The sequence below is a fragment of the Nostoc sp. LEGE 12454 genome, assembly GCF_056620565.1.
Map to the genome: position 1 here is coordinate 126,656 of NZ_JBWQXL010000007.1, position 22,321 is coordinate 148,976.

16 protein-coding genes are annotated in these 22,321 nt (G+C 42.1%); 10 read left to right on the forward strand and 6 right to left on the reverse strand.

Going from position 1 to position 22,321, the window contains the following annotated elements; all coding sequences use genetic code 11:
* The first annotated feature begins 126 nt into the window (after nucleotides 1-126).
* The 4 genes from AC1F2U_RS10075 (at nucleotide 127) to AC1F2U_RS10090 (ending at nucleotide 4,779) form a co-directional block, all read left to right on the forward strand.
* Complete coding sequence (locus tag AC1F2U_RS10075; RefSeq protein ID WP_480260978.1) at nucleotides 127-1,182, forward strand: Gfo/Idh/MocA family oxidoreductase; 1,056 nt, start codon at nucleotides 127-129, stop codon at nucleotides 1,180-1,182.
* A 110-nt stretch (nucleotides 1,183-1,292) separates the two neighbouring features.
* Complete coding sequence (locus AC1F2U_RS10080; protein WP_480260979.1) at nucleotides 1,293-2,906, forward strand: iron uptake porin; 1,614 nt, start codon at nucleotides 1,293-1,295, stop codon at nucleotides 2,904-2,906.
* 480 nt (nucleotides 2,907-3,386) lie between these two features.
* Nucleotides 3,387-3,980 carry an EF-hand domain-containing protein gene (locus tag AC1F2U_RS10085; RefSeq protein WP_114083411.1) on the forward strand — a complete coding sequence of 198 codons (594 nt, stop codon included), beginning with the start codon at nucleotides 3,387-3,389 and terminating at the stop codon, nucleotides 3,978-3,980.
* 382 nt (nucleotides 3,981-4,362) lie between these two features.
* Nucleotides 4,363-4,779 (forward strand): cupin domain-containing protein, encoded by a 417-nt coding sequence (locus AC1F2U_RS10090; protein ID WP_162400179.1) that lies wholly within the window; start codon nucleotides 4,363-4,365, stop codon nucleotides 4,777-4,779.
* Nucleotides 4,780-5,362: 583 nt separating this feature from the next.
* Here AC1F2U_RS10090 and AC1F2U_RS10095 read toward each other — a convergent pair.
* Entirely contained in the window at nucleotides 5,363-5,938 is a 576-nt protein-coding gene (locus tag AC1F2U_RS10095) for a TIGR04376 family protein (RefSeq protein WP_480260980.1), read from the reverse strand.
* Between the two features lie 149 nt (nucleotides 5,939-6,087).
* Here AC1F2U_RS10095 and AC1F2U_RS10100 point away from each other — a divergent pair, with 149 nt between their 5' ends.
* Nucleotides 6,088-7,593, forward strand: a complete 1,506-nt coding sequence (locus AC1F2U_RS10100; RefSeq protein ID WP_480260981.1) for a DUF3131 domain-containing protein — start codon at nucleotides 6,088-6,090, stop codon at nucleotides 7,591-7,593.
* Nucleotides 7,594-7,940: 347 nt separating this feature from the next.
* Here AC1F2U_RS10100 and AC1F2U_RS10105 read toward each other — a convergent pair whose 3' ends face one another.
* Nucleotides 7,941-10,394: an ATP-dependent Clp protease ATP-binding subunit gene (locus AC1F2U_RS10105; RefSeq protein ID WP_480261109.1), complete on the reverse strand. Its 2,454-nt coding sequence runs from the start codon at nucleotides 10,392-10,394 to the stop codon at nucleotides 7,941-7,943.
* Between the two features lie 308 nt (nucleotides 10,395-10,702).
* Between AC1F2U_RS10105 and AC1F2U_RS10110 the strand changes: the two genes are divergently transcribed.
* Nucleotides 10,703-10,999 (forward strand): DUF3288 family protein, encoded by a 297-nt coding sequence (locus tag AC1F2U_RS10110; protein WP_480260982.1) that lies wholly within the window; start codon nucleotides 10,703-10,705, stop codon nucleotides 10,997-10,999.
* Between the two features lie 436 nt (nucleotides 11,000-11,435).
* Here the strand turns inward: AC1F2U_RS10110 and ypfJ are convergent, their stop codons facing one another.
* Nucleotides 11,436-12,293 (reverse strand): KPN_02809 family neutral zinc metallopeptidase, encoded by an 858-nt coding sequence (gene ypfJ / locus AC1F2U_RS10115; RefSeq protein WP_480260983.1) that lies wholly within the window; start codon nucleotides 12,291-12,293, stop codon nucleotides 11,436-11,438.
* A 582-nt stretch (nucleotides 12,294-12,875) separates the two neighbouring features.
* On the opposite strand from ypfJ, the gene AC1F2U_RS10120 reads away from it, so the two are divergent.
* Nucleotides 12,876-13,838, forward strand: coding sequence for a hypothetical protein (locus AC1F2U_RS10120; RefSeq protein WP_480260984.1), 963 nt, complete (start codon nucleotides 12,876-12,878; stop codon nucleotides 13,836-13,838).
* A gap of 260 nt (nucleotides 13,839-14,098) precedes the next feature.
* Here AC1F2U_RS10120 and AC1F2U_RS10125 read toward each other — a convergent pair whose 3' ends face one another.
* Nucleotides 14,099-15,613 (reverse strand): MlaD family protein, encoded by a 1,515-nt coding sequence (locus AC1F2U_RS10125; RefSeq protein WP_480260985.1) that lies wholly within the window; start codon nucleotides 15,611-15,613, stop codon nucleotides 14,099-14,101.
* A gap of 94 nt (nucleotides 15,614-15,707) precedes the next feature.
* The gene (locus AC1F2U_RS10130; protein ID WP_335007175.1) at nucleotides 15,708-16,490 is read right to left on the reverse strand and encodes an ABC transporter ATP-binding protein; all 783 of its coding nucleotides are present in this window, start codon (nucleotides 16,488-16,490) and stop codon (nucleotides 15,708-15,710) included.
* A gap of 680 nt (nucleotides 16,491-17,170) precedes the next feature.
* Here AC1F2U_RS10130 and AC1F2U_RS10135 point away from each other — a divergent pair.
* The gene (locus tag AC1F2U_RS10135) at nucleotides 17,171-18,211 is read left to right on the forward strand and encodes a threonine aldolase family protein (protein ID WP_480260986.1); all 1,041 of its coding nucleotides are present in this window, start codon (nucleotides 17,171-17,173) and stop codon (nucleotides 18,209-18,211) included.
* A gap of 167 nt (nucleotides 18,212-18,378) precedes the next feature.
* On the opposite strand, the gene AC1F2U_RS10140 is transcribed toward AC1F2U_RS10135, so the two are convergent.
* Nucleotides 18,379-18,819, reverse strand: a complete 441-nt coding sequence (locus tag AC1F2U_RS10140; protein WP_480260987.1) for a thermonuclease family protein — start codon at nucleotides 18,817-18,819, stop codon at nucleotides 18,379-18,381.
* Between the two features lie 213 nt (nucleotides 18,820-19,032).
* On the opposite strand from AC1F2U_RS10140, the gene AC1F2U_RS10145 reads away from it, so the two are divergent.
* Together AC1F2U_RS10145 and AC1F2U_RS10150 are read left to right on the forward strand one after the other, a co-directional pair.
* The gene (locus AC1F2U_RS10145; protein ID WP_480260988.1) at nucleotides 19,033-19,548 is read left to right on the forward strand and encodes a DM13 domain-containing protein; all 516 of its coding nucleotides are present in this window, start codon (nucleotides 19,033-19,035) and stop codon (nucleotides 19,546-19,548) included.
* A 257-nt stretch (nucleotides 19,549-19,805) separates the two neighbouring features.
* On the forward strand, nucleotides 19,806-22,241 hold the full coding sequence (locus AC1F2U_RS10150) for a single-stranded-DNA-specific exonuclease RecJ (protein ID WP_480260989.1): 2,436 nt from the start codon (nucleotides 19,806-19,808) through the stop codon (nucleotides 22,239-22,241).
* Nucleotides 22,242-22,321 lie beyond the last annotated feature (80 nt).

A 22,321-nucleotide genomic window follows, 5' to 3' on the forward strand; every position in this document is an offset into this window, starting at 1 on the left:
TTCGTAATTCGTAGAGGAGGAGAGGTATTTTCTCTCTCCTTGCTTTCTTCTGCGATCCTACATCCAGTAAACAAATATCAGGCAATAACTAAATACCAAATTTCGCTTCAGTCAATTACTAAAAAGATGGAAATTATCAATACGGCTCTTTGTTCTTCTGGTTTATCCGGCATGGTATTTCATGCGCCGTTTATTGATTTACATCCCGGATTTAAATTAGCCGATTCTTGGGAAAGAAGCAAAAAACTGATACAGGAACATTATCCTAATGTCAAAAGCTATCCTTCTTTGGAAGCATTGCTAGCAGACGAGCGAGTAATCTTAGTGGTAGTAAATACACCCACTTATACCCATTACGATTATGCTAAACAAGCATTGCTGGCAGATAAACACGTAGTGGTAGAAAAAGCATTCACCACAACGGTAGCAGAAGCAAAACATCTCAAAGAATTGGCACAAAAACAGGGTAAAAAATTATCTGTATATCACAATCGGAGGTGGGATAGTGATTTTCAAACAGTCAAAAAAATTGTTCAAGCAGGCTTATTAGGTGATATTGTTGAAGCAGAATTTCAATTTCAAAAATATAAGCCAACCCTCAGTCATAAACAACATGTCGAAGTTCCCAGTCCGGGGGCAGGAACATTAAACAATTTAGGGCCGCACTTAATAGACCAAGCTTTGCATTTATTTGGGATGCCTGATGCTATTTTTGCAGACATCCGCATAACTAGGCTGCGATCGCAGGTAGATGATTGTTTTGAGTTGATACTATACTACGACAAACTGCGCGTCAAATTAAAAGCAAGTTTCCTTGTGCGTGAGCCTGCACCTGCCTATATCATACATGGCACTAAGGGTTCTTTTCTCAAAAGCAGAGCCGATAAGCAAGAAGAGTATTTAGTGGCGGGTATGAAGCCCAACACACTTGATTGGTATACAGAGCCAGAAAGTGAATATGGCTTGCTGCATACAGAAAAAGACACAAAAGTAATTCGAGAAAAAGTCAAAAGTTCACAGGGAAGCTATTTAGGTTATTACGATGCAGTCTATAAATCTATTGTTAGTAATCAGCCAATTGCTGTTACCGCCGAAGACGGAATTAATGTAATGAAAATTATAGAAGCAGCTATTAAAAGCAGCAATGAGCAAAAAGTCATAACGTTGCTTGAAGTGAGCTAAAACTCCAACTTAAAATATGTAACTTTAATGTTAATTAGCTCATACTTTCGTTCGAGGGTAATTTCTTTCGTTACAAGCTGATAATTCAACCATTTTCAATTAATAAATCAATGCTAAAAACTATTTTTCCTAGCTTTTTTATTTTATTTTTGGCAATTCCAGCAGTTTGGGCAGCACCTCCAGAAGACGATCCTAATGCAGCAGATGCTAATCGGACTTTGCAGGGACAAGTCACTTCTGTTTCCCAGTTTTCTGATGTACAACCAACCGATTGGGCGTTTGGTGCATTGCAATCGCTGGTGGAACGCTACGGTTGTATTGCGGGTTATCCGAATTCCACCTATCGCGGGAACCGTGCCTTAACCCGTTATGAGTTTGCCGCAGGTTTAAATGCTTGTTTGGATCGGATTAATGAGTTAATTGCTACAGCTACTAGCGATTTAGTTAATAAGCAAGATTTGGCAGTGATGCAAAAGTTGCAGCAAGACTTTGCCGCAGAACTGGCAACTCTACGCGGACGAGTAGATACCTTAGAGGCACAGACAGCAACATTGGAGGCGCAGCAGTTTTCCACTACTACTAGGTTGAATGCTCAAATTATTACCGCCGTTAGTGATACCTTTGGCGATAGAGTAGGTGGCGAAGATGATGAATCCCGCATTTACTTTGCAAATCGGGGTCGTCTCAACTTTGAGAGCAGTTTTACGGGCAAAGATTTATTGCGAGTTCGGCTAGAATTTGGTAACTTTGCGAATTCTAATGGTGCAAGCCAAATTGCCGCAGCCACAGGCACAGGGATGACACGCCTGAACTTCGATTATGACAGCAACGAGACAGTTTTTGCCCCCCACATCCGTTATTACTTCCCAGTCAGTGAATCCCTTAACTTCGTTGTTGGGCCTACAGGCATTGGTTACACCGACATTTCCACCACCGTCACTCCCCCCACAATTGCTGATGACGGCAATGGGGTTCCCTCACTTTTTGGATCGTACAGTCCCTTATTCCGGCGAGGTGGCGGTGGTGCAGCCGCTAACTGGAATATTACCAAAGACTTGGTTCTCACCTTGGGCTATTTAGCAAGCAGTCCTAATGTGCCATCGCCTAGCAACGGGTTGTTTGATGGCGGCTACAATGCCCTAGCGCACTTAGCCTATTATGGTAAGGAAGGAGCTATTGGTGTTGCCTACTCTCATGGCTATAGCCCTGGTGGAGTAGTCGATATCTCCGCTGGGACGGGTAGTGTCCTGTCAAACGCTCCTTTTGGCAACAACATTGCTACTTCCAACGATATTGTCGGCACACAGGGATACTATCGCTTCTCCCCGAATTTCCAAGTCCACGCTTGGGGTGGATATATTTGGGCAAATGCCGAGAGTTCTGGTTTGAGTGATATTTCCAATGGTAGGGGTGGATCGGATTCTCTGTTTGTGAACAATGGTGCCAATGCCAATGTCTGGTTTGGGGCGGTTGGTGTGTCGTTTCCCGATGTGGGTGGTAGAGGCAATCTCCCAGGCATTCTCTTTGGTATACCACCCCATGTCTCTAACAGTGATGTCCGTCAAGACCGAGACAACGCTTACCATATCGAAGCATTTTATCGTTATCGACTAAATGACAACATCTCAGTGACTCCTGGTTTTTGGGTGATTCTCAACCCGGAAAACGACAGCAGAAATGATACGCAGTATGTGGGTGTGCTTCGCACAACCTTCGATTTTTAACTGAATGTGAATGGTTTGCTCGTTCTAAAGAGTGCTGAGTATTCAGCACTCTTTAGAAACTTCCAGTGAAAAAACAAAAATTATTCTTCTGTTACTACCAAATTCCACAGCGCATCAATCCCAGCCATCAGATAATTTTAAATCTTCAGCTAAACAAGTACCTGCAAAGAAAAGATTGAGGTGCAGCCATTCTTGATGAGGAGTATCTGGTTGCAGAATTGCTTCAATAATTTGATTTTTAAAGTTTTTTGGGGAATGAATCAGCCCTGCCTGAGCGGTTACGATTTATTTTATATTTTTTCTTAACTGTCCTTGCCTTTAAATGAAATTTAATTTAATATTTCTTATTAACTGTCTTAACTGTCTTAACTGTCCTTGTTTTAAATAAAATATTGTGAAATACTATCAAATAAGTTCATCCGCGCGGAATAGTTGAACAGCAAAGTTGATACAACATTTCATAATAACGGAGATTAAATTATGCCTCTTGTTGAAACTCAAGATTTGTTGGATCGAAAATTCGATGTTTGTTTTACTCATGCTGACGTGAACGGTAACGGCGTTCTAGAACAAGCCGATGTACTCGCTCTCGCCGCTCGTGTTGCTACTTATCTCGGCGAGCCTATGGGCAGTCCCAAAACACAGAAACTGTTCCAAACGTTTGAACACTTTTGGACTCATGTACAAGCCAAGATGGATGTTGATAACGATGGCCAAGTGACTCCGGAGGAATGGCGCAATGGGTTAAAGTCCTTCGCCGAAGATTCAGAAGCCTATAAATCAGCCTTCCATCCCCTTGCAAAAGCGATTTTCACAATCTGCGATCGAGACGACAACGGTTTCCTCGAACAAAGTGAGTTCGCCAAATTCCACCAAGCTTTTGGCTGTAAGGCGGCGAACAGCCAGCTAGCTTTCCAGAAGCTCGACAGCAACGGCAACGGACAGCTTACGGTCGATGAACTCCTGATCGCGTGGCAGGAATACTACACCAGTAGCGACCAAAATGCGGGAGGCAACTGGCTGTACGGCGACGTTTGGGACAATACGGTGGTTGTCGGCAGCAAGACAAGATGACCTACTCAAGCGTCGTTGCCAGACTGACGCCACTCAAGCTTGGGTAGCGCAACGATTCACAAAAAACTCTGCCATATAGCTAAAAATCCTTACCTGAAAAGGTTTTCAGCTTTTAGCTATATGGTACTTATTAGTTATGAATCAACATTGCCTAGTTTGAGCCAATTTAGACAATGTTTAATAACTATTATTTGCAATCATCAGGGTTTTGGGCATTTCTCCGATGAGGTATCAGCTTCCCTTTTAGGCAATGAATAACTAGAATATCGCTCCTAAATAAATATTTTTTTAACTGTCTTAACTGTCCTTGTATTCTTATTTAGAGTCTGAGATGTTAAGAACTGATTTATTTTGAATAGTATAGTCTTTAGGTTGATAGTTTATGAGTTCTGAAATTTTAGATACTTGCATCTCACAGCAAGTGAGTAGTGTTGTAGTTGTTCAGGAGCCAGAAAGAATTTGTGATACAGATCATGGCTATGTTCGAGGCTGGGGTGTAACTGAAGAAACTGTCGGATCGAAGCACCTTAGTATGGCTCACGGCATAATTCCTCCAGGAGCAGGTGCAACCCCACACTACCATCCTTTTGAGACTGCGATATACATTATTACGGGAACGTGCAGAGTTTTGCTAGGTGTTGAGAATGATACATTTGTAGATATCAAAGCAGGCGATTTCCTCTATATTAAAACTGGTGTCGTGCATTGTCCGGTTAATTGCGGGCAGGAAGTGATGGAATATATCGTTGCCCGAAGTTCGCCACAAGAAATTTGTCTTTATCCTGACCAAAAATGTTGAAGCTGAATATTATCATTTTACATCTTTTAGGGAATGAAACAGCCCTGCCCTTGTAAAGGGGGGAAATAAGAAATCTTGTTCCCTCCCCAATGGATCTACCGTGTACACAGAAGTCTTGAAATCCCACCTAAAACTTGGTTTCGTTGCCCTAGCCCTAAAATAAGGGGGAGAAATTGAGTTTCCAGTTGCCCAAAAGTAGGGTATTAATGGGGCTAAAAGGTTTAAAACCCTTGCGGACTATACTTGTGTGTACACCTTAGCCCCAATGGATTGGGGAGGGTTAGGGTGGAGTAAAACTGACGCGAAAAACCAAGTGAGTAAGCTATTTCTGGCGAACTCATTTGTTATTTCGGCGAACGCATTTGTTATTTCGGCGTACTCATTTGTTATTTCGGCGTACTCATTTGCTATTTCGGCGTACTCATTTGCTATTTCGGCGAACGCATTTGTTATTTCGGCGTACTCATTTGCTATTTCGGCGTACTCATTTGCTATTTCGGCGAACGCATTTGCTATTTCGGCGAACTCATTTGTTATTTCGGCGAACGCATTTGCTATTTCGGCGTATTTTAGCCAATAGGCGCTACTTCTGCATATTCCGTTTCATTTGCTCTAACTCATCCTGAGTTTCCCAGTTACGGAACTTCTCTTCTAAGTCATCAAAACCACTAGAAAAAGTGCTAGTTTTATTCGACCAGCCAATGGTTTCCGAACGCTGCTGCGTTTGCGCTTTAGCACGGGCTGTCTGTGCTTCGGCGGCTTTAGCTTGCACTTCCTGCCGCCGTTGCTGAATTTTTTTCAGTAATTCCTGAGATTGGTTAATGCGTTCTTTCAGCCCTTGCATGTGTCCCCAGCGCTGATTACCTTCGCGCAACAGGGCTGCTTCTCGCTCACCCGCTGCTGCCGCCAAATCCTCTCTATTGGCGTTTTTGGCTTTTTGAATGCGGATATGCCAACGCTGAATTTCTTGCGCGGTGGAGAGAATTTCTTCTTCCGATCGCTTTTCTTGTAATTTTAAATCTGCGATTAGCCTTAATGTGTCTTCTTCTTGCTCACGCAGCTGTTCTAGCAGCGCCTCTAACTCCAAATGTGGATTATTACGCAAGAATTCTTCTAAACGGTTTTCTAAAAACCGACTCAAATCATCAAATAAGCCCACTGCTAGAACTCCAGAGATCGGGTGCGTGACTATTTTATTGTAGTAGTCAGGTGGACTTCTGGGTGTTAGTTAGATTCCAAAGTTGGGAAGAATGTATTTGGTGAAACTACGCAAATAACCCTGACTTACAAAATAAGGCTTTAATCAGTATGAGTTCTGATTTTCAACCGCCACCTAAGAGCTTGTCCATACTAGCTACTGTAGGAGGAGTCGTTACCGCTGCGATCGCGATCGCACTTTTAAATGGTTGGTCTAAGCAGCTTTCCAATACTTCTATAAAAAAACCTGAAATATCAACATCCCCAACTGCTTCCCAACCAGAGAAACCCCAAAACCCTGTCTCTAGTGCAGAAGAAGCTGAAATAGTTGCTAGCCTTGATGCTAAATCCGTAGTTTTGCCAGGTCAACCCATTCCCAAGAACCAATTAACAGTAGCCATAATTCCATACGTTGCTCCTGGAGTTGGAAAACTGACTCCAGAAGAAATGACAACAGCCCGTCAAGCTTGGTCATACTTCCAACGCAACTGGAACGATGAAACCGGCTTGATCAATTCTGTTGATGGCTTTGCCTCGATAAGTATGTGGGATCAGACAGCAGCGATCGCAGCTTTGGTCAGTGCTAAAGAACTGAATATCGTGCCTACGGCTGAATTTGAAGCCAAAATGAGCAAAATGTTGAATACACTGGCGTCAATGCCTTTATATAAAGGAGAGCTACCCAACAAAGTTTATAATGCGAAAACTCTCGTACCTGTTAATTATGGTCAACTAGAAAAACGGGAAGAAATTGGATGGTCAGCCATTGATTTGGGAAGAATGGCAATCTGGTTGAAGATTGTCGAGGCAAAGTATCCAGAAATGCGATCGCAAACAGCAGCAGTTTGGAAACACTGGCAAGTCAAGCGTCTGACCACAAACGGTCAAATGTATGGTACTGCTGTCATCAAAGGCAAAGAACAATACAATCAAGAAGGTCGCTTGGGCTATGAGAATTATGCTGCTTATGGTCTAAAGCTTTGGGGCTTGAATGTTAATAAAGCCTTAGATTATCAGTCCCATACTGCTTTTGTCGATCTTTACGGACAGGGAATTCCTTACGACAAACGGGACTATAAAAACTCTGGAGCCAATAACTACGTTCTTAGCGAACCCTATATCTTGGATGGCATCGAAACTGGATTTCAAGCTTTGCCTAAAGCTTATGCCGATCGGATTTTAGCTGCCCAAGCAGCGCGTTATGAAGCGACAAAACAATTAACCGCCGTCACCGAAGATAACTTAGATCGCGCGCCATACTTTGTTTACAGCAGCCTATTTGTCAATGGAAAACCTTGGGCAACCATCGCGGATACCAGAGAACAGCACAACAATTTGCGATTCCTCAGTGCCAAAGCTGCGATCGGCTGGCATGTGCTTTATAACACTGCTTATACCCGTCAGTTATTTGATTTCGTTCAAGGCAATCTTAAGTCTCAAGAAGGCTGGTACAACGGCTTTTATGAGTCTCTTCGTCAGCCGAATAAAACTCTCACCGCTAATAATAATGGTGTAATTTTGGAAAGCTTACTATATAAGCAAGTTGGGCAGCCACTTACCGTTTGGGCAGGAGTCAGGAGCCATAAGTCAACCGAGAAAACTATAAAAAGACCGTAATACCAATTCGCAATTCGCAATTCGCAATGGGCTAACGCAATTGAGAAATTTAGATGCAGCAAGGCAATCTCTGCTTACATCTGTTGCCTTTTTTTAGAGAATTGGTATAAGTTCTTTCATGTCCGCGATCGTATCCCTCCTCAATCCTCTATTTGCTACAGTGGGTAGATGGGTATTGCCCACTCAAAATAAATTGCATAAAAAAACCCCTAGTAGAAATACTAGGGGTGAGAAATAATACCATTTCACTTAATGTTTGTCTGAGATGACCCTGTTTTTGCCTCTGCTCTACGCAAGAGGCTGGAGTGTTTCTCAAATATTACAGTAAAAAGCGATCGGGTATAAAATTAGCCAACATTTGCCAAGAGCAATTCTCGTTTTTCTGATTTTTGTACTCTCACTTGAGAGTCATCATCAACATCGATAAGCGCTGTGTCTCCATCTGTAATTTCACCAGACAGCATTGCTTCGGCGAGAGAATCTTCTAGGAGGCGCATAATTGCCCGACGTAATGGCCTAGCGCCGTAGCTGGGGTTATAACCCTCTTGTACCACAAGCTCTTTGAAGCGATCGCTAACTTCTAGGATAATTCCCTTTTCTGTCAAGCGGCTAGCAACATCGCGCAGCATAATTTCGGCGATTTGCTTAACTTCATCCTTAGAAAGCTGGGTGAAGACGATAATCTCATCAAGACGGTTAAGGAACTCAGGACGGAAGTAAGCTTTCAATTCCTCATTTACCAAGGTGCGAATACGGTTATAACTAGCGTCGGCTTGAGTGTCGAAGTCAAAGCCTAAACCACTACCACCTTTTTCAATCACCTTGGAACCGATGTTGGAAGTCAATATGATCAGCGTGTTCTTGAAGTCCACTTTCCGACCTTTGGCATCGGTAAGATGACCGTCATCCAAGAGTTGCAGCAGCATATTGAATACATCGGGGTGTGCTTTTTCGATTTCGTCGAATAGCAACACTGTATAAGGTTTCCGCCGCACGGCTTCTGTAAGCTGTCCGCCTTCGTCGTATCCTACATAACCGGGAGGCGAACCAATTAGCTTGGCAACGGTATGACTTTCCATGTATTCGGACATATCTAGCCGAATCATCGAGTCTTCCGCGCCGAAGAAGTAGGAAGCTAGTGCTTTCGCCAATTCTGTTTTACCAACTCCAGTAGGCCCAGAGAAGATAAAGCTCGCAATAGGACGATTGGGATTTTTCAAGCCGACACGGGCGCGACGGATACCGCGAGAAACAGCCGTGACTGCTTGCTCTTGACCGATGAGCCGCTGATGCAGAGTGTCTTCTAGGTGTAAAAGCAACTCTGACTCAGATTCAGTGAGCTTATTAACTGGTACGCCAGTCCAAGAGGCAACGATTTGAGCGATGTCTTCTTCGTCAACTACAGTTGAGTTGACAGGTTGCTCGTTTGGTGTAAACGTTGCTTGCAGTTGTTCTGCGAGTTTTAACTCTTGGTCGCGCAGTTCTGTAGCTTTGTCAAAATCTTGGACTCTGACTGCTGCTTCTTTTTCTTTGGTAACGCCAGCGAGTTCGCGCTTCAGTTCTTTATTGGGAGAACTTTGGGAGTTCCGCAAACGAACGCGAGAACCAGCTTCATCAATCAAGTCAATTGCCTTATCGGGCAAGAAGCGATCGCTAATATAGCGGTCTGATAATTCTGCGGCTGCTACAAGTGCTGAATCCAAAATTGTGACTTTGTGGTGCTGTTCGTAAGCACCGCGCAAACCGTAGAGAATTTGTACGGTTTCCTCTACCGATGGTTCCCCGACCTGAATCGGTTGGAAACGACGCTCTAGGGCGGCATCACGCTCAATATGCTTCCGATACTCATCGAGGGTAGTTGCGCCGATGCACTGGAGTTCGCCTCGTGCTAAGGCAGGTTTAAGGATGTTGGCTGCATCCAAGCCACCTTCTGTACCACCAGCACCAACCAAGGTGTGAATTTCGTCAATCACCAAGATGATATTGCCGACAGTGCGGACTTCTTCCACGACTTTTTTGATGCGTTCTTCAAAATCGCCACGGAAGCGAGTTCCAGCTACCAATGACCCCATATCGAGGCTGATAACTTGCTTGTCTTGCAAACTTTCGGGAACATCCTGGTTGATAATCCGTTGAGCTAGACCTTCGGCGATCGCAGTTTTACCAACTCCTGGTTCCCCAATCAACACCGGGTTATTCTTAGTGCGGCGACCAAGAATTTGGATCGCCCGCTCAATTTCCTTCTCACGACCAACTACGGGGTCGAGTCTGCCTTCTTGTGCTAATTTGGTCAAATTTCTGCCAAATTCTTCCATTGTTAATGGTTGGGTGCGCTTTTGATTACCAGTACCAGCAAAAGCTGGTGCATTTTCACCCAAACGGCGAACTATGGCACTGCGGACACTCTTGAAGTCAACTCCTAGATTTTGCAGTACTTTGGCGGCGACACCTTCACCAGCCTCGGTTAATCCTAAGAGTAAGTGTTCAGTGTTAATGTAATTCTGTCCCAAACTATGAGCTTCTTTAAACGATTGCTCGAAGAGGCTTTTTACTTTAGGAGTAAAAGGAATTTCTGGTGGTACAAAGCCAGAACCCCTACCAATAATTTTTTCTACCTCGCGACGTGCATCTTTGAGGGTAACGCCTAATTCAGCTAGCACTTTAGCAGCAACCCCAGTTCCTTCTCCCATTAAACCCAGGAGAATTTGTTCTGTTCCTACAAAGTTGTGTCCCAGGCGACGGGCTTCCTCCTGAGCTAACATAATTACTCTAATGGCTTCGGAAGTGAAGTGTTCAAACATAATGGGTTCTTGCTCCCTCGCTGCTTGGACTTTGGGTGAGATAAAATTCACCCTCATCTAAAGTTTTTTGTATTTTCTTAAGGACTAATGTAACTTTATTTAAAGTTAAGTGGCAGTGGTGAGAGCCGTAAGACATCAGGTGTACTTGCCGTCTACTAAAAGTGTTGAGTAGAGTACGGGGAAAGTCAGAAGTGGCAAAGTTGACAGTTAAACTTTCGGTATTTGACAATTTTCTTTTGTCTGTTCTGTTTTCCACTGTCAGCTAAACTTAAAATTCAGGACTTAGCACTCTAAACTCAGGACTGACAATGACTGAAGCAACGGCCGGTAAAGATCAACAACATCCACTTTATAACCGCGATCGCCCCCTTATTGATATTTTACTCTCTCAAGAGGCGACAGACTATAACTTAGCAGAATTGGCTAGACTGCGAATGCGCTATCAAGGGTTTCCAGGGGCGAGAGACATCCAAAAAGACCTAGATAAAGTCTTGCAACAGTGGGGTTTTACCGAAGCCGAGCTTTTTGATAAAACTCGTCAAATTCACGATTTGGGTGGAATTTACAAAAGCCGTGGCAAGAAAGACGAACAGGATTGGAATTAGTTATTCTTTTCCATTCCTAACTCTTGACTCAGCTCTGGAATCGCGTTGGCAAAGCCCGCCGTAGGCATCGCTAATTCTGTGCCTTTGCCTAATTTAGATGTCACTGTGAATTGTACACCATGTTTTTCTTCTATAATCTACCGGGAAATGGCTAATCATAAGCCAGTATTTTTACTCACTGGTTTGGTGGTAAATGAATAATACCAATTTGAAAAAAGAATGCGACAAATAGACCATTTGTAGAGACGCGATTCATCGCGTCTTTACCCAAGGATGTATTGCTTCGTTTCCAGAACGAGATGAGTTTACACAAGTTTGCTTGGAAATAGTCTAAATCGATTGTGGCGATCGCTTCCTCAATTTCTGCTCCTGCGATCGGGAAAGGTTTGCCAATAAAGCTTGATATCTGCCAGAGAATCGTAAAACTTGAAACATGTTAGGAATTTGTCTTGGCAAAAGTATTACATTTCTGAGGATCGCCCGTTTGGATACCTTGTTTAAACCAACGAACCCTTTGGGCTGAACTACCATGTGTAAAAGATTCTGGCACAGCATAGCCTTTAGCTTGTTTTTGCAAGCGGTCATCTCCAATACTGCTAGCTGCGTTCAATGCTTCTTCAATATCACCTGTTTCCAAAATTTGCCGTGAGCGTTGAGCATGATTTGCCCAAACGCCTGCAAAACAGTCTGCTTGTAATTCTAATCGCACAGAAAGCTGATTTGCTTGCGCCTGACTCACTTGGTTTTGCAAACCTCTAACTTGCTGCGAAATCCCCAGTAAATTTTGGACATGATGCCCAATTTCATGAGCAATTACGTATGCTTGAGCAAAATCTCCCGGAGCCTGATATTGAGTCTTCAAATCGCGGTAAAAACTCAAGTCAATATACACCTTTTGATCGCGCGGACAATAAAACGGCCCAACTGCTGAACGTGCAAATCCACAAGCAGACTCTACCGCTCCTGAGTAAAGAACTAACTTTGGTTCTACATAAGTTTTTCCGTCTTGCCGAAACTGCTCACTCCATGTATCTTCTGTATCAGCCAGTACAACAGATACAAAATCCGCCATTCGATCTTGAGTTTGAGATCCTGTTGTTTGAGGTGACTCAGGTATCGGGCTATCACTTGGCGGGGAATCTTGTTGCCAAAGGGCACTGGGATCGCCACCCAATAGTAAAACCAGTAGCGATATGAGTGCTGCTCCTACGCCCCCACCCACCACAGGAGCGGAAATCTTCATCCCACGCCGATCTTCAACATTTGTACTCCGACGACCTATTTGCCAACGCATAATTACTGCTTACCAAACTGATAAAAAAATACGCCTTGAACTAGGTAGGATGAAATCTACACAAGCCTTTTAGCTATACAAATGAATATTACTTATTCTATGTATCGATCTCTTCTGCCTACGGACAAACTATAAATAAAGGACAGTCAGCCTTTAGAAAGGTTTTGTTAAACTGATTGTCTATCAAATCACACAGAATTCCCGGACTCGTTATAAAAAACACCACAGTCAGGACGGAAGCGGAATTTCAAAGACGTAATTTGCATTCCATGACCAAGCTGTGAGAATTTAAAATATCAACACAGGCGAATGTTGTTATGTCTGCGTTGGATATACACATGTATTTGAAGCTGTCCCGTGCCACTCACTAATAATTCTGCATCAGTTAGAGGTTTTTCCATCTTGGTGTATTTACTTTTTGACTCGCACCCTTGAGGGTGTTATTGCCTACCTCATGAGCGAAAGAATATATTTTATTACTAAGGATAGTTTTGAATTGAACCAACTCGTATTTAATATAACAAGTACTGAAGAATCAACTTTGTCAGTGATTAATCTTTCCCCTGCGACCAAGGAGTAATTATGGTTTTAAGTCAATATCAACGTGCTGTAGGCGTATTTACTCATCGGATAGATGCAGAGCAGGCAATACATGAGTTGAGAGCTTCTGGCTTGGCGATGGAGAAAGTATCTATACTTGTACAAAATTCAGATCGCAATCATGAAATTGCCGATAATAAAGTTAAAGAGGACACTGGTGATAAAGCTGACGAAGGTGCAACAGTCGGAGGGCTTTCAGGAGGCGCTGTTGGTGGGTTAACCGGTTTATTAGTGGGTCTTGGGACTTTAGCAATCCCTGGAGTTGGCCCAATAATGCTGGCTGGGGCGGCAGCAACTGCTTTGGTTACAACCCTTGTTGGGGCAAGTATTGGTGCTGCCACTGGGACTTTTGCTGGTGCATTAGTTGGTTGGGGAATGTCGTCAGAGCAAGCTAGAGCATATAACGAGCGAGTAGAGGAGGGACACTATTTAATAATCGTGGATTGTACATCTTTTGAAATTGCTAGAGTACAAGAAATACTACAGCGTTGGGGTATTGAAGAGTTTGGTATTTACGAACATTTCAACAGTGAATATGAAACTACAAATTCTCTAACCACAACGACTTCTGCTACTACCATTCCTAATAAAAGTGGGATGATGTCTAAGTATAGTGTTAGTTGCTTTAATAGCATAGATAATGCTGAAGCGGCAATTAAGGATATGTGTATCGCAGGTTTTTCAGTAAACCAGATTTCCTTAATTTGCAAAGACTTTTCTCAATTGGTTGTGCCAACAGGCATTAATTTAAGTGAACGCTTTGACGCTATGAGGTTAGGAATAGCAGATGAGTGGGCACGCTTTTATAATGAGCAAATAGAGCAAGGCAATTACATACTTATTGTTAGTGGCACAGATCGCGAGCAAGATATAGCTAGGTCTATTCTGTGTAATTATGGGGTGCAAGAGTCTCAAATTTATGACCCAATGTTAATTCGCTCTTAAAAGCGGGTGCTGTCATGAATGGGAGCAAATTTATTTAAGTTTTGGAAGATACAGCAGAATTCAGAATTCAGGATTAAAACACGCTTTATATCTGGGTAACAGAATTAGCTTGTGTACCTCACTTTCCTTGAAATCTGCTGTATCAATAAGCAATGGGTTTTGCAGCCTGAAAACTCTACTATGCAGACAATCGACACCTTTCAAGGTTATAGCAAGTGGTGTCGATGAGCTTCAATACATTCACCTGACAGTAAAATATCTTACTTAAAATTTTCAACAGTTTGGCTTTGCTCAGGGTCAGCAGTGAGCGAAGCTGAAGGGTCAACCTGTATTGCCTCTTTCTCCGTCTCCAGTTGCTCCCGTTGCTTGCCGTACTCCCGCAGCTGCTTCAAAAGGTTTTCTTGAGATGAGTTCGGGATAGACGGACTAGGAGTTGGTTGAAGGTCGGTGTCGGTACTTGCAAAATTAGCCGCTGAGGGATTAATTTCGTAGACTGATAGCGATTTGTCATTAAACATCGCTTGTTGGGTTGGTGCTGGGGTAGGAATTAGATTCTTTGGTTTGCTTACAGCAGCTTTTACCGAATCTAGAGTAGTAGCAACTTGCACTTGTTGCTGCATCTGTTGTGTGGAAGATACTAAACCACTTAAACCATTCACCAATTGCCGCAGATTTTTACGGAAATTAGGATCGCCTGTCAATTCATCTAAATCAGATGTAATTTTTTGGGTATTTTCAAAGGTTACTCGTGCTGAATCTAAAGTTTGTTGCAGCAACACCGCATTCTTTGGATCGTTTAAGGTTTTAGAAGCATCACGTAAATTAGCTGAGGCTTGGGCTGCATTTGCTGAAAGCGTTTCTAAATTGTTGAGTAATTGTCCTTGAGTCAATCGATTGACTGATGGTGATAAGCTACTGACTGTAACACGCAATTGGTTGCTGGTTTCAGTGATATTGTTCAACGCACCAACCAGCGTCGAACGATTTGTTGTCAACAAATTATCCAGGTTGTTCAGTAATCGATTTGCTTGATTTGCAGTTGCACCGAATTTATTGACTGTTTGATTTGCGGATGCATTAAGTTGGTTTGTCGCCCGTTGCACTGAATTAGCGGTAGCGGAAAAGGTAGTAAGTTGTAGTTGTAAGCTTTTGGTCAAACCTTGTAAATCCTGACTTAGCTCAGTAAAACTGGATGCTGCGCCTGTAGTAGTTTCTAGAACCCTATTGACATTTCTATAAAATTTTGGATCGTTGTATGCACCAGCTAACTCAGTTGAACTACGAATTAGTGCATCAACACTGATGCCAACCTGACCTTTTAACCGAGAGCCATTACACACTATGAGGCTGGTATCGCAACTTTTATCTAGGGGTTTAGCAGTCACAACCCCAGGAGGTAAGGTTGTTCTTGGTGTGATATCAATAATACTTTCGCTAATTAATCCGCTTTGATTAGCTTCCACCACTACATTACGGGGGATAATTAGGTCAGTTTGGGCAATTTCAATCACTACATCAATGGCATTTGCCCCTGGCCGAACCTGGGAAATAGTTCCTACCTTAACCCCACGATAGCGAACTGCTGCTCCCTTTTGCATTCCGCCAGCGTTGGCAAATTCTACAATAATTTTGTATGAACGGCCAGCAGCAGTAAATCTATTTAACCACAGAAAGAGTAATCCAAATACCCCTAGTCCTAGCAGGAGTAATAACCCCACAGAACCTTCTCTAAATGTTCGCCCAGACGCGAAGCGACTTGTCATAAGACCTCGCATTTTTTTGCCTCCACCAACAACCAATAACCAATTAGGAGTTAAAAGTTAGGAGTTAGTAGTTAAATTTAACTCTTTACTCCTGGCTTTTAAGTTTCTAGCCGGCGACTTTAATCGGGCCTTGAACACTTCCACTAATAAATTGTCTGATCAAGGGATGTTCTGTGTTGTATATTTCACTAACTGTACCTTGCCACTGCACTTTACCTTCATAGAGAAATATAAGTCTATCAGATGTACGGCGGATAGTGCTGTCCTGGTGGGTAACAACAGCATAAGTACTACAAACTCCATGTAAACATTGCAAGTGGCGGATTAAATCTTCGATGACTGTCGAGGCAATGGGGTCTAGTCCGGCCGTTGGTTCGTCGTATAGTAGAACTTCTGGCCCTTCATTGGGATTATCAGGGTTAGACATAATCGCACGGGCAAAACTTACCCGTTTGCGCATTCCCCCGGAAAGTTCGGCTGGGTAGAGGTGGCCTATTTCTGGCAAGCCTACCATCTCCAATTTTTCGTTTACCAAATCTCGGATGCGCGATCGCGGCAGCTTTGAATTTTGATAAAGTAAAAATCCTACATTTTCCTCCACTGTCAGCGAATCAAATAGGGCCGCCTGCTGAAACACCATACCAATGCCAACCTGCTGGCCGCCATCCTCAATCAAACCCTCTCGCCGCACCCCTTGCACATAAATTTCTCCTTCATCGGGACTAAGTAACCCCGCTATTACTCGTAAAATAGTTGATTTCCCAGTCCCTGATGGGCCAATAATACCCAGTGCTTCTCCCCGGTAAATGGTCAAGTCTACATTATCTAGAACTTTATGGCTACCAAAGGACTTAGAAACACCTTTCAGTTCAATCAATGGTTCAGTCATTAGTTATTAGTCACTTGTACTGAGCTTGTCCTGAGCGTAGTCGAAGGGCGCAGCCGAAGTATTGGTCATCGATCGTTGGTCATTCGTCAGTAGAAAATAAGCAAATGACTACTGAGAACTAACAAAGGACAAATATGCCCAATAGTGATTTGATGGTGATTGGTAGGACATTGTATAGTGTATTATAAGTAGATAATTAGCATTCTGATTAGCAAACTTTATTTTTTTAGCATAATATTTAGTTACTGGCGATGTTTATCGTCTCAAAGTACCCTCAACCCAAAGCTGAGGAAGACACCGTAGTAATTAAACATCTCAGTGATGTGAAAATAAGATTTTAGTTTTCTGTAGACATCAGCAAAGTCATTTATATATTATTAATATCCTACTTAACTTTATAACGATTCAGGTTGATACAAAATAGAAAAATCAAATTTAAGTTGTGAAAACCAAAAGATTCAGACTCGCTATTTTTTCTATAAGTCACAAACCTTGTTTTTCATTAATTATGAACTAGGGTTATAAAAAAATTAGCTTACTGCTATCCAAAGTTATTGTACTTAGCAGAATTATTAAATAATTGGAAAGATTAATAGTCATTACTCGCCAATGGATTTGGCAAAGTCAAAAATTATTTACTAAAATTGTAACAATTACTGTTAAAAATCAAAATAGAAATTATGAGTAGCCAATTAGAACAGTTTGCAAGTGATAATTCTTCTGGTATTTGTCCTGAAGCACTGGAATATATGATTAGGGCAAATCAAGGTAGTGTTCCAGCTTATGGAAATGATGAATGGACTCAAAAAGCAACAGATTATTTTCGGGAACTTTTTGAAATTGATTGTGAAGTATTTTTTACCTTTAACGGTACAGCCGCAAATTCTTTATCTTTAGCTGCTCTTTGCCAGTCATATCATAGCGTCATTTGCCATGAGACATCTCACATAGAAACAGATGAATGTGGCGCACCGGAATTTGCATCTAATGGCTCTAAATTGTTACTTGCTCACGGTAAGAATGGCAAATTAACATCAGAGTCTATAGAGTCAATTGTCACCAGACGTACTGACATTCATTATCCCAAACCTAAAGTTATTAGCATTACGCAATCAACTGAATTAGGAACTTTATATTCTATTGAAGAACTTTTAAGTATTAAAAAAGTTGCAAACAAATATAACTTAAAACTTCACATGGATGGCGCTCGTTTTGCAAATGCAGTTGCCGCTATGAATAAAAGCCCTGCTGAAATTACTTGGAAAACTGGAGTGGATGTATTGTGTTTTTGTGGTACCAAGAATGGAATGGCATTAGGTGAAGCCATTCTTTTCTTCAATAAAGCGCTAGCAGAAGATTTTGATTATCGATGCAAGCAAGCAGGCCAGCTAGCTTCAAAAATGCGATTTATTTCGGCTCCTTGGTTAGGTTTATTAGAAACTGGTGCTTGGCTAAAAAATGCTAGACATGCCAATCAATGTGCTGAATATTTAGAAAATCAACTATTAAACATAGAAGGTGTTGACTTGATGTTTCCTAGAGAAGCCAACGCCGTATTTGTAAAATTACCTGAAGAAGTAATTCACAGCTTAAAAGCCAATAACTGGCAGTTTTATACATTTATTGGTGTAGGAGGAGTGCGTTTTATGTGTTCTTGGAACACTACTCAATCAAGGATTGATGAGTTGATTGGTGATATTAAAAATGCAACAATGAAATAAGTGCAGCGATTCTAAAATTTAATCCGATTCAGTTAAGGGTTATTGGTGTAGATAATTGGTCTTTCAAGACGCGATAAATCGCGTCTCTACATGAGGGTTTTGTTGCTCATTCTCAACTGTATTGTTTTAAAATTGCTTCAGCTTATTATAATTGATAATGTCAGCGCTTACTTGGTATGTAACTTCAATTGTAATTTTGATTGTTGCCACAAACCCAAATGCTTATTTTTAGCATTGGCTTCTGCAATTAAAAATTGGGTTTTGCTCTCATAGCAATTTTGTAAAGACTCTTGGTCAACGACGGCATTACCTGACTCTACTAATAGCAGATTTACTGACCGATTATCTACAAATACTTCACCCGCTGGGCGACCACTTTTAATTTGTTCTGTGCTTCTAATCACGACAGGAGTTTGAGGTGGTAATAGCTGTTTTAGCCTTTGTGTTGCTGCTAAACCATAGCGCTTGTCAGTTGCCTCTGGTGCATTAATACACGCTAACTTGACTATAGTTGTTTGTCCTGCATTATCTTTAACCAAAATTGTGTTCCCGTCTGTAATACCAACTACTGTACCTAGCACCAACATTAGTTGAAGTAATTCCATCATTTTGTGTATAATATTTTATGCATAAATGGAATTTTATTTCAGTGCTGAGGTTGCTAGTGTGATTTAGCTCACAAGTTGCAAATCAAAATAAAAGTAATAAATATTATCATTGCCAAAACCTAGCGTTTATATCAATAGATATCCATCATTATTAGACTAATTCTGTAAGCAATAATTAGTTTAAAGCTCAATTCAAAATCTATCTTCTTGATTATGAAACTCAGAAATTTATTAATACTAATTTTGTCTTCTCTCGTCATGGTTAGCTGTGTCCGAGAAGTATCAAATAATGGATCTAAAAAAGTTGCGATCGCAGTGAATACATCTGTTCCAAAATCTTCAACTCCGGCGAAGTCTTTAACCCCTTTGGTACAATCTCAAAAGTCAGGTACTTTTGTTTATGGAGAACAGACAACTGAAGGAACAGTCAGTATTACTACCAAAGATAGTAAATCATTTCTAGAGCTTGGAGAATCGTTTAAAACCTCGGAATCAGGCCCGGATTTAGTCGTAATTTTGCATCGTTCAGATAATGTAATCGGTTCAACTAAGCCACCAGCTTATTCTTTAAAAAATGGAGATTATATCATTCTTGCCCCCTTAAAAAAATATAGCGGCGCTCAAACATATTCTATTCCTAACAATATCAATTTAGCAGATTACAAATCTGTCGCTATCTGGTGTCGCAAGTTCAATGCTACTTTTGGTGCTGCTAAGTTGAGTAGTTAAAATTAATTAAACAATCGCGGAGAGTAGGGATCGGGGAATCGCTATTCAGCTACAAAACTTTACACTTTCTCACATTCATAGTCACAAAGATGAAACTTTCTCTATTCAAGAGGTAGAATTAGAATTTCAGTTTGATGACTAGATTATCTGAGCAATTCCTAGAAGCTTTCTTCAATCTTCTAAAAGTCAACTCAACGGAATTACAAATTATCATTGTATTTGAAGAGTTTTAACTTCTAAATCCTAACTTTGTTTGTATGCCAGAACAACAGCAGTGGACTATAACAGCAACTGAACAACCACCAGAATGGTTTATCCAAGCAGTGAAACAGTATACACCTGCATCAAATGGACTGTATGCAGCGCAGTTGTTGTGGCAACGAGGTATTAAAGATCGTCAACAATTAACAGCTTTTATCAACTATAAAGTTTATCAACCAGCAGGTCCCTTTGAGTTTGGACAAGAAATGCATCTGACGATCGCACGCTTGCAGCAAGCATATAATACTAAAGAGAAAATCGCCATTTGGGGAGACTTCGATGCCGATGGCATTACCGCTACATCGGTATTTTGGGATGGATTGGGACAGTTTTATGCTCAAAATACTCAGTTAATTTACTACATTCCCAATCGTCTGAAAGAATCCCACGGACTTAATAATCAAGGAATTGAGAACTTAGCAAAACAAGGTTGCAAATTAATAGTTACTTGCGATACAGGTAGCACAAATGTTGAGGAAATTATCTATGCTAAACAGCTAGACATAGATGTAATAGTTACAGACCATCACACCTTACCAGCCGAACGCCCACCTGTCGCAGCAATTATCAATCCTCGCTATTTTCCAAAAGAACATCAGTTATTTAATCTTTCTGGGGTGGCGGTAGCCTATAAGTTGGTGGAAGCGCTATATCAAACTCTGCCCAATGTTGCAAAATATCCGTTAGAAGATTTATTAGATTTAGTTGCAGTTGGATTAATTGCCGATTTGGTGCAGTTAAGTGGAGATTGCCGCTACCTAGCACAGATGGGAATTCAACGACTGCAAGAAGATTTTAAACAGCCAGCAGCAGCACGGCGGCGGCCAGGGGTAGGAAGATTATTAGAATTGTGCCAGAAAAGTGGCGATCGCCCCACAGATATTTCTTTTGGTTTGGGGCCAAGAATTAACGCCGTTAGTCGCATCCAAGGCGATGCCAGTTTTTGCGTGGAATTATTAACTAGTCGGGATGTCAAACGTTGTAACGAACTGGCCGAAGTTACAGAACTCGCCAACGCCCGCCGCAAATCTTTACAAAAAGATGTGCAGGCACAAGTGGCGCAAAAACTTACTCAACTAGATTTATCAACCACCAGCGTTATTGTCCTAGAAGATGCACAATGGCCTGCGGGTGTATTGGGCTTAGTCGCTGGACAGATAGCACAAGAAACAGGTCGCCCGACGATTTTGTTGAGTACAGAAGGAGCAGGGGAGCAAGGGAGCAAGGGAGCAGGGGAGCAGGGGAGCAGGGGAGCAGGGGAGCAGGGGAGCAATTCTTCTCCTCTGCCCCTCCGCCCCTCTGCCCCTCTGCTTGCAAGGGGTTCCGCTCGTTCGGTGAATTCTGTTGATTTATACCAGCTGGTGAAAGAACAAGCACATTTGTTACATCGCTTTGGGGGACATCCCTTTGCAGCTGGTTTGAGTTTGTTGGTGGAGAATATTCCTTTATTTACAGCGGCGATTAATCAGCAGCTGCGGCAATCTTTAGGTAGTACAACTCTAACGCCAACTGTGCAAGCAGACTTGACGGTAACAGTAGCCGACTTGGGGAAAGAGTTATTTTTGGAACTGAAACTGCTAGAACCTTGTGGAATGGGTAATCCTGTTCCGAAATTGCTAATTCAAAACTGCTGGTTTGAAAATTCTTGGCATCGCAATCAGCAGGATTGGCAAGGGAAAAAGGTACAGTACATTAAAGCTGAGTTTGATATTCGGGATGATTCTAGCAGAAGTGCTTTTCCTGGCTTATGGTGGGGACACTACAAAGATGAATTGCCCATAGGAAGGTGTGATTGCATAGCAGAACTAGACTACAACACCTTCAAAAAACGTTATGAAATTAGATTGATTGCTGTGCGTTCTTCTGCTAACTCAGCACTCAACGCCCCGCTAGCGCTAACACCCTTTATCCTAGACTTACGGAATCAGGAACACTCAGCAACTCAACATTCAGGACTAATTATTGAAGATTGTCCCACGAATTGGGATGATTTACGTATGTGGTTGCGGCGATGTTTGGCGATCAGCCGCTCTACGTCTGGGCTTGACAATCATCCACAATTAGCGATCGCTTGGTCTAAACCTAAGCATCAACCACCTAATCAAATTTGGTTGACTCTTGTCGGAATTGCCAAATATCTCAGTCGCACAAATCAACTAGTTACCCGCGGACAACTTTTAGAGAAAATCGGCATCAGCGACCAAACCTTACTTGTCGGAATCAAAGCCTTAAAATACTTAGGGTTCACAGTTCAACGACAAGACCGTTCTTTACAAATTACCTGGAATCCAAACGATAGTGCCGAAAACCTAGCTGACGAAGCAGTTGCACGATTTTTAGCTGCTGTTCGAGAAGAACAATTTCAGCAACAGTATTTTGCGGAAGTTCCTTTATCTACGATTGTGGCGATCGCCAGCTACGACAGTAAATAATTTAAAGGGTTCACAGCGTTTGCGACACAGCCTCTTTCTCCCTGCCCCCCTGCCCCCCTGCTCCTCTGCTCCCCTGCTCC

Excerpts from the sequence above, each read along its gene's own strand:
- AC1F2U_RS10145 (WP_480260988.1), top strand. The coding sequence starts at position 19,033 with ATGAAACTCAGAAATTTATTAATACTAATTTTGTCTTCTCTCGTCATG.
- AC1F2U_RS10120 (WP_480260984.1), top strand. The coding sequence starts at position 12,876 with ATGGTTTTAAGTCAATATCAACGTGCTGTAGGCGTATTTACTCATCGG.
- AC1F2U_RS10080 (WP_480260979.1), top strand. The coding sequence starts at position 1,293 with ATGCTAAAAACTATTTTTCCTAGCTTTTTTATTTTATTTTTGGCAATT.
- ypfJ (WP_480260983.1), bottom strand. The coding sequence starts at position 12,293 with ATGCGTTGGCAAATAGGTCGTCGGAGTACAAATGTTGAAGATCGGCGT.
- AC1F2U_RS10150 (WP_480260989.1), top strand. The coding sequence starts at position 19,806 with ATGCCAGAACAACAGCAGTGGACTATAACAGCAACTGAACAACCACCA.
- AC1F2U_RS10075 (WP_480260978.1), top strand. The coding sequence starts at position 127 with ATGGAAATTATCAATACGGCTCTTTGTTCTTCTGGTTTATCCGGCATG.
- AC1F2U_RS10105 (WP_480261109.1), bottom strand. The coding sequence starts at position 10,394 with ATGTTTGAACACTTCACTTCCGAAGCCATTAGAGTAATTATGTTAGCT.
- AC1F2U_RS10100 (WP_480260981.1), top strand. The coding sequence starts at position 6,088 with ATGAGTTCTGATTTTCAACCGCCACCTAAGAGCTTGTCCATACTAGCT.
- AC1F2U_RS10125 (WP_480260985.1), bottom strand. The coding sequence starts at position 15,613 with ATGCGAGGTCTTATGACAAGTCGCTTCGCGTCTGGGCGAACATTTAGA.
- AC1F2U_RS10110 (WP_480260982.1), top strand. The coding sequence starts at position 10,703 with ATGACTGAAGCAACGGCCGGTAAAGATCAACAACATCCACTTTATAAC.
- AC1F2U_RS10085 (WP_114083411.1), top strand. The coding sequence starts at position 3,387 with ATGCCTCTTGTTGAAACTCAAGATTTGTTGGATCGAAAATTCGATGTT.
- AC1F2U_RS10130 (WP_335007175.1), bottom strand. The coding sequence starts at position 16,490 with ATGACTGAACCATTGATTGAACTGAAAGGTGTTTCTAAGTCCTTTGGT.
- AC1F2U_RS10090 (WP_162400179.1), top strand. The coding sequence starts at position 4,363 with ATGAGTTCTGAAATTTTAGATACTTGCATCTCACAGCAAGTGAGTAGT.
- AC1F2U_RS10140 (WP_480260987.1), bottom strand. The coding sequence starts at position 18,819 with ATGATGGAATTACTTCAACTAATGTTGGTGCTAGGTACAGTAGTTGGT.
- AC1F2U_RS10135 (WP_480260986.1), top strand. The coding sequence starts at position 17,171 with ATGAGTAGCCAATTAGAACAGTTTGCAAGTGATAATTCTTCTGGTATT.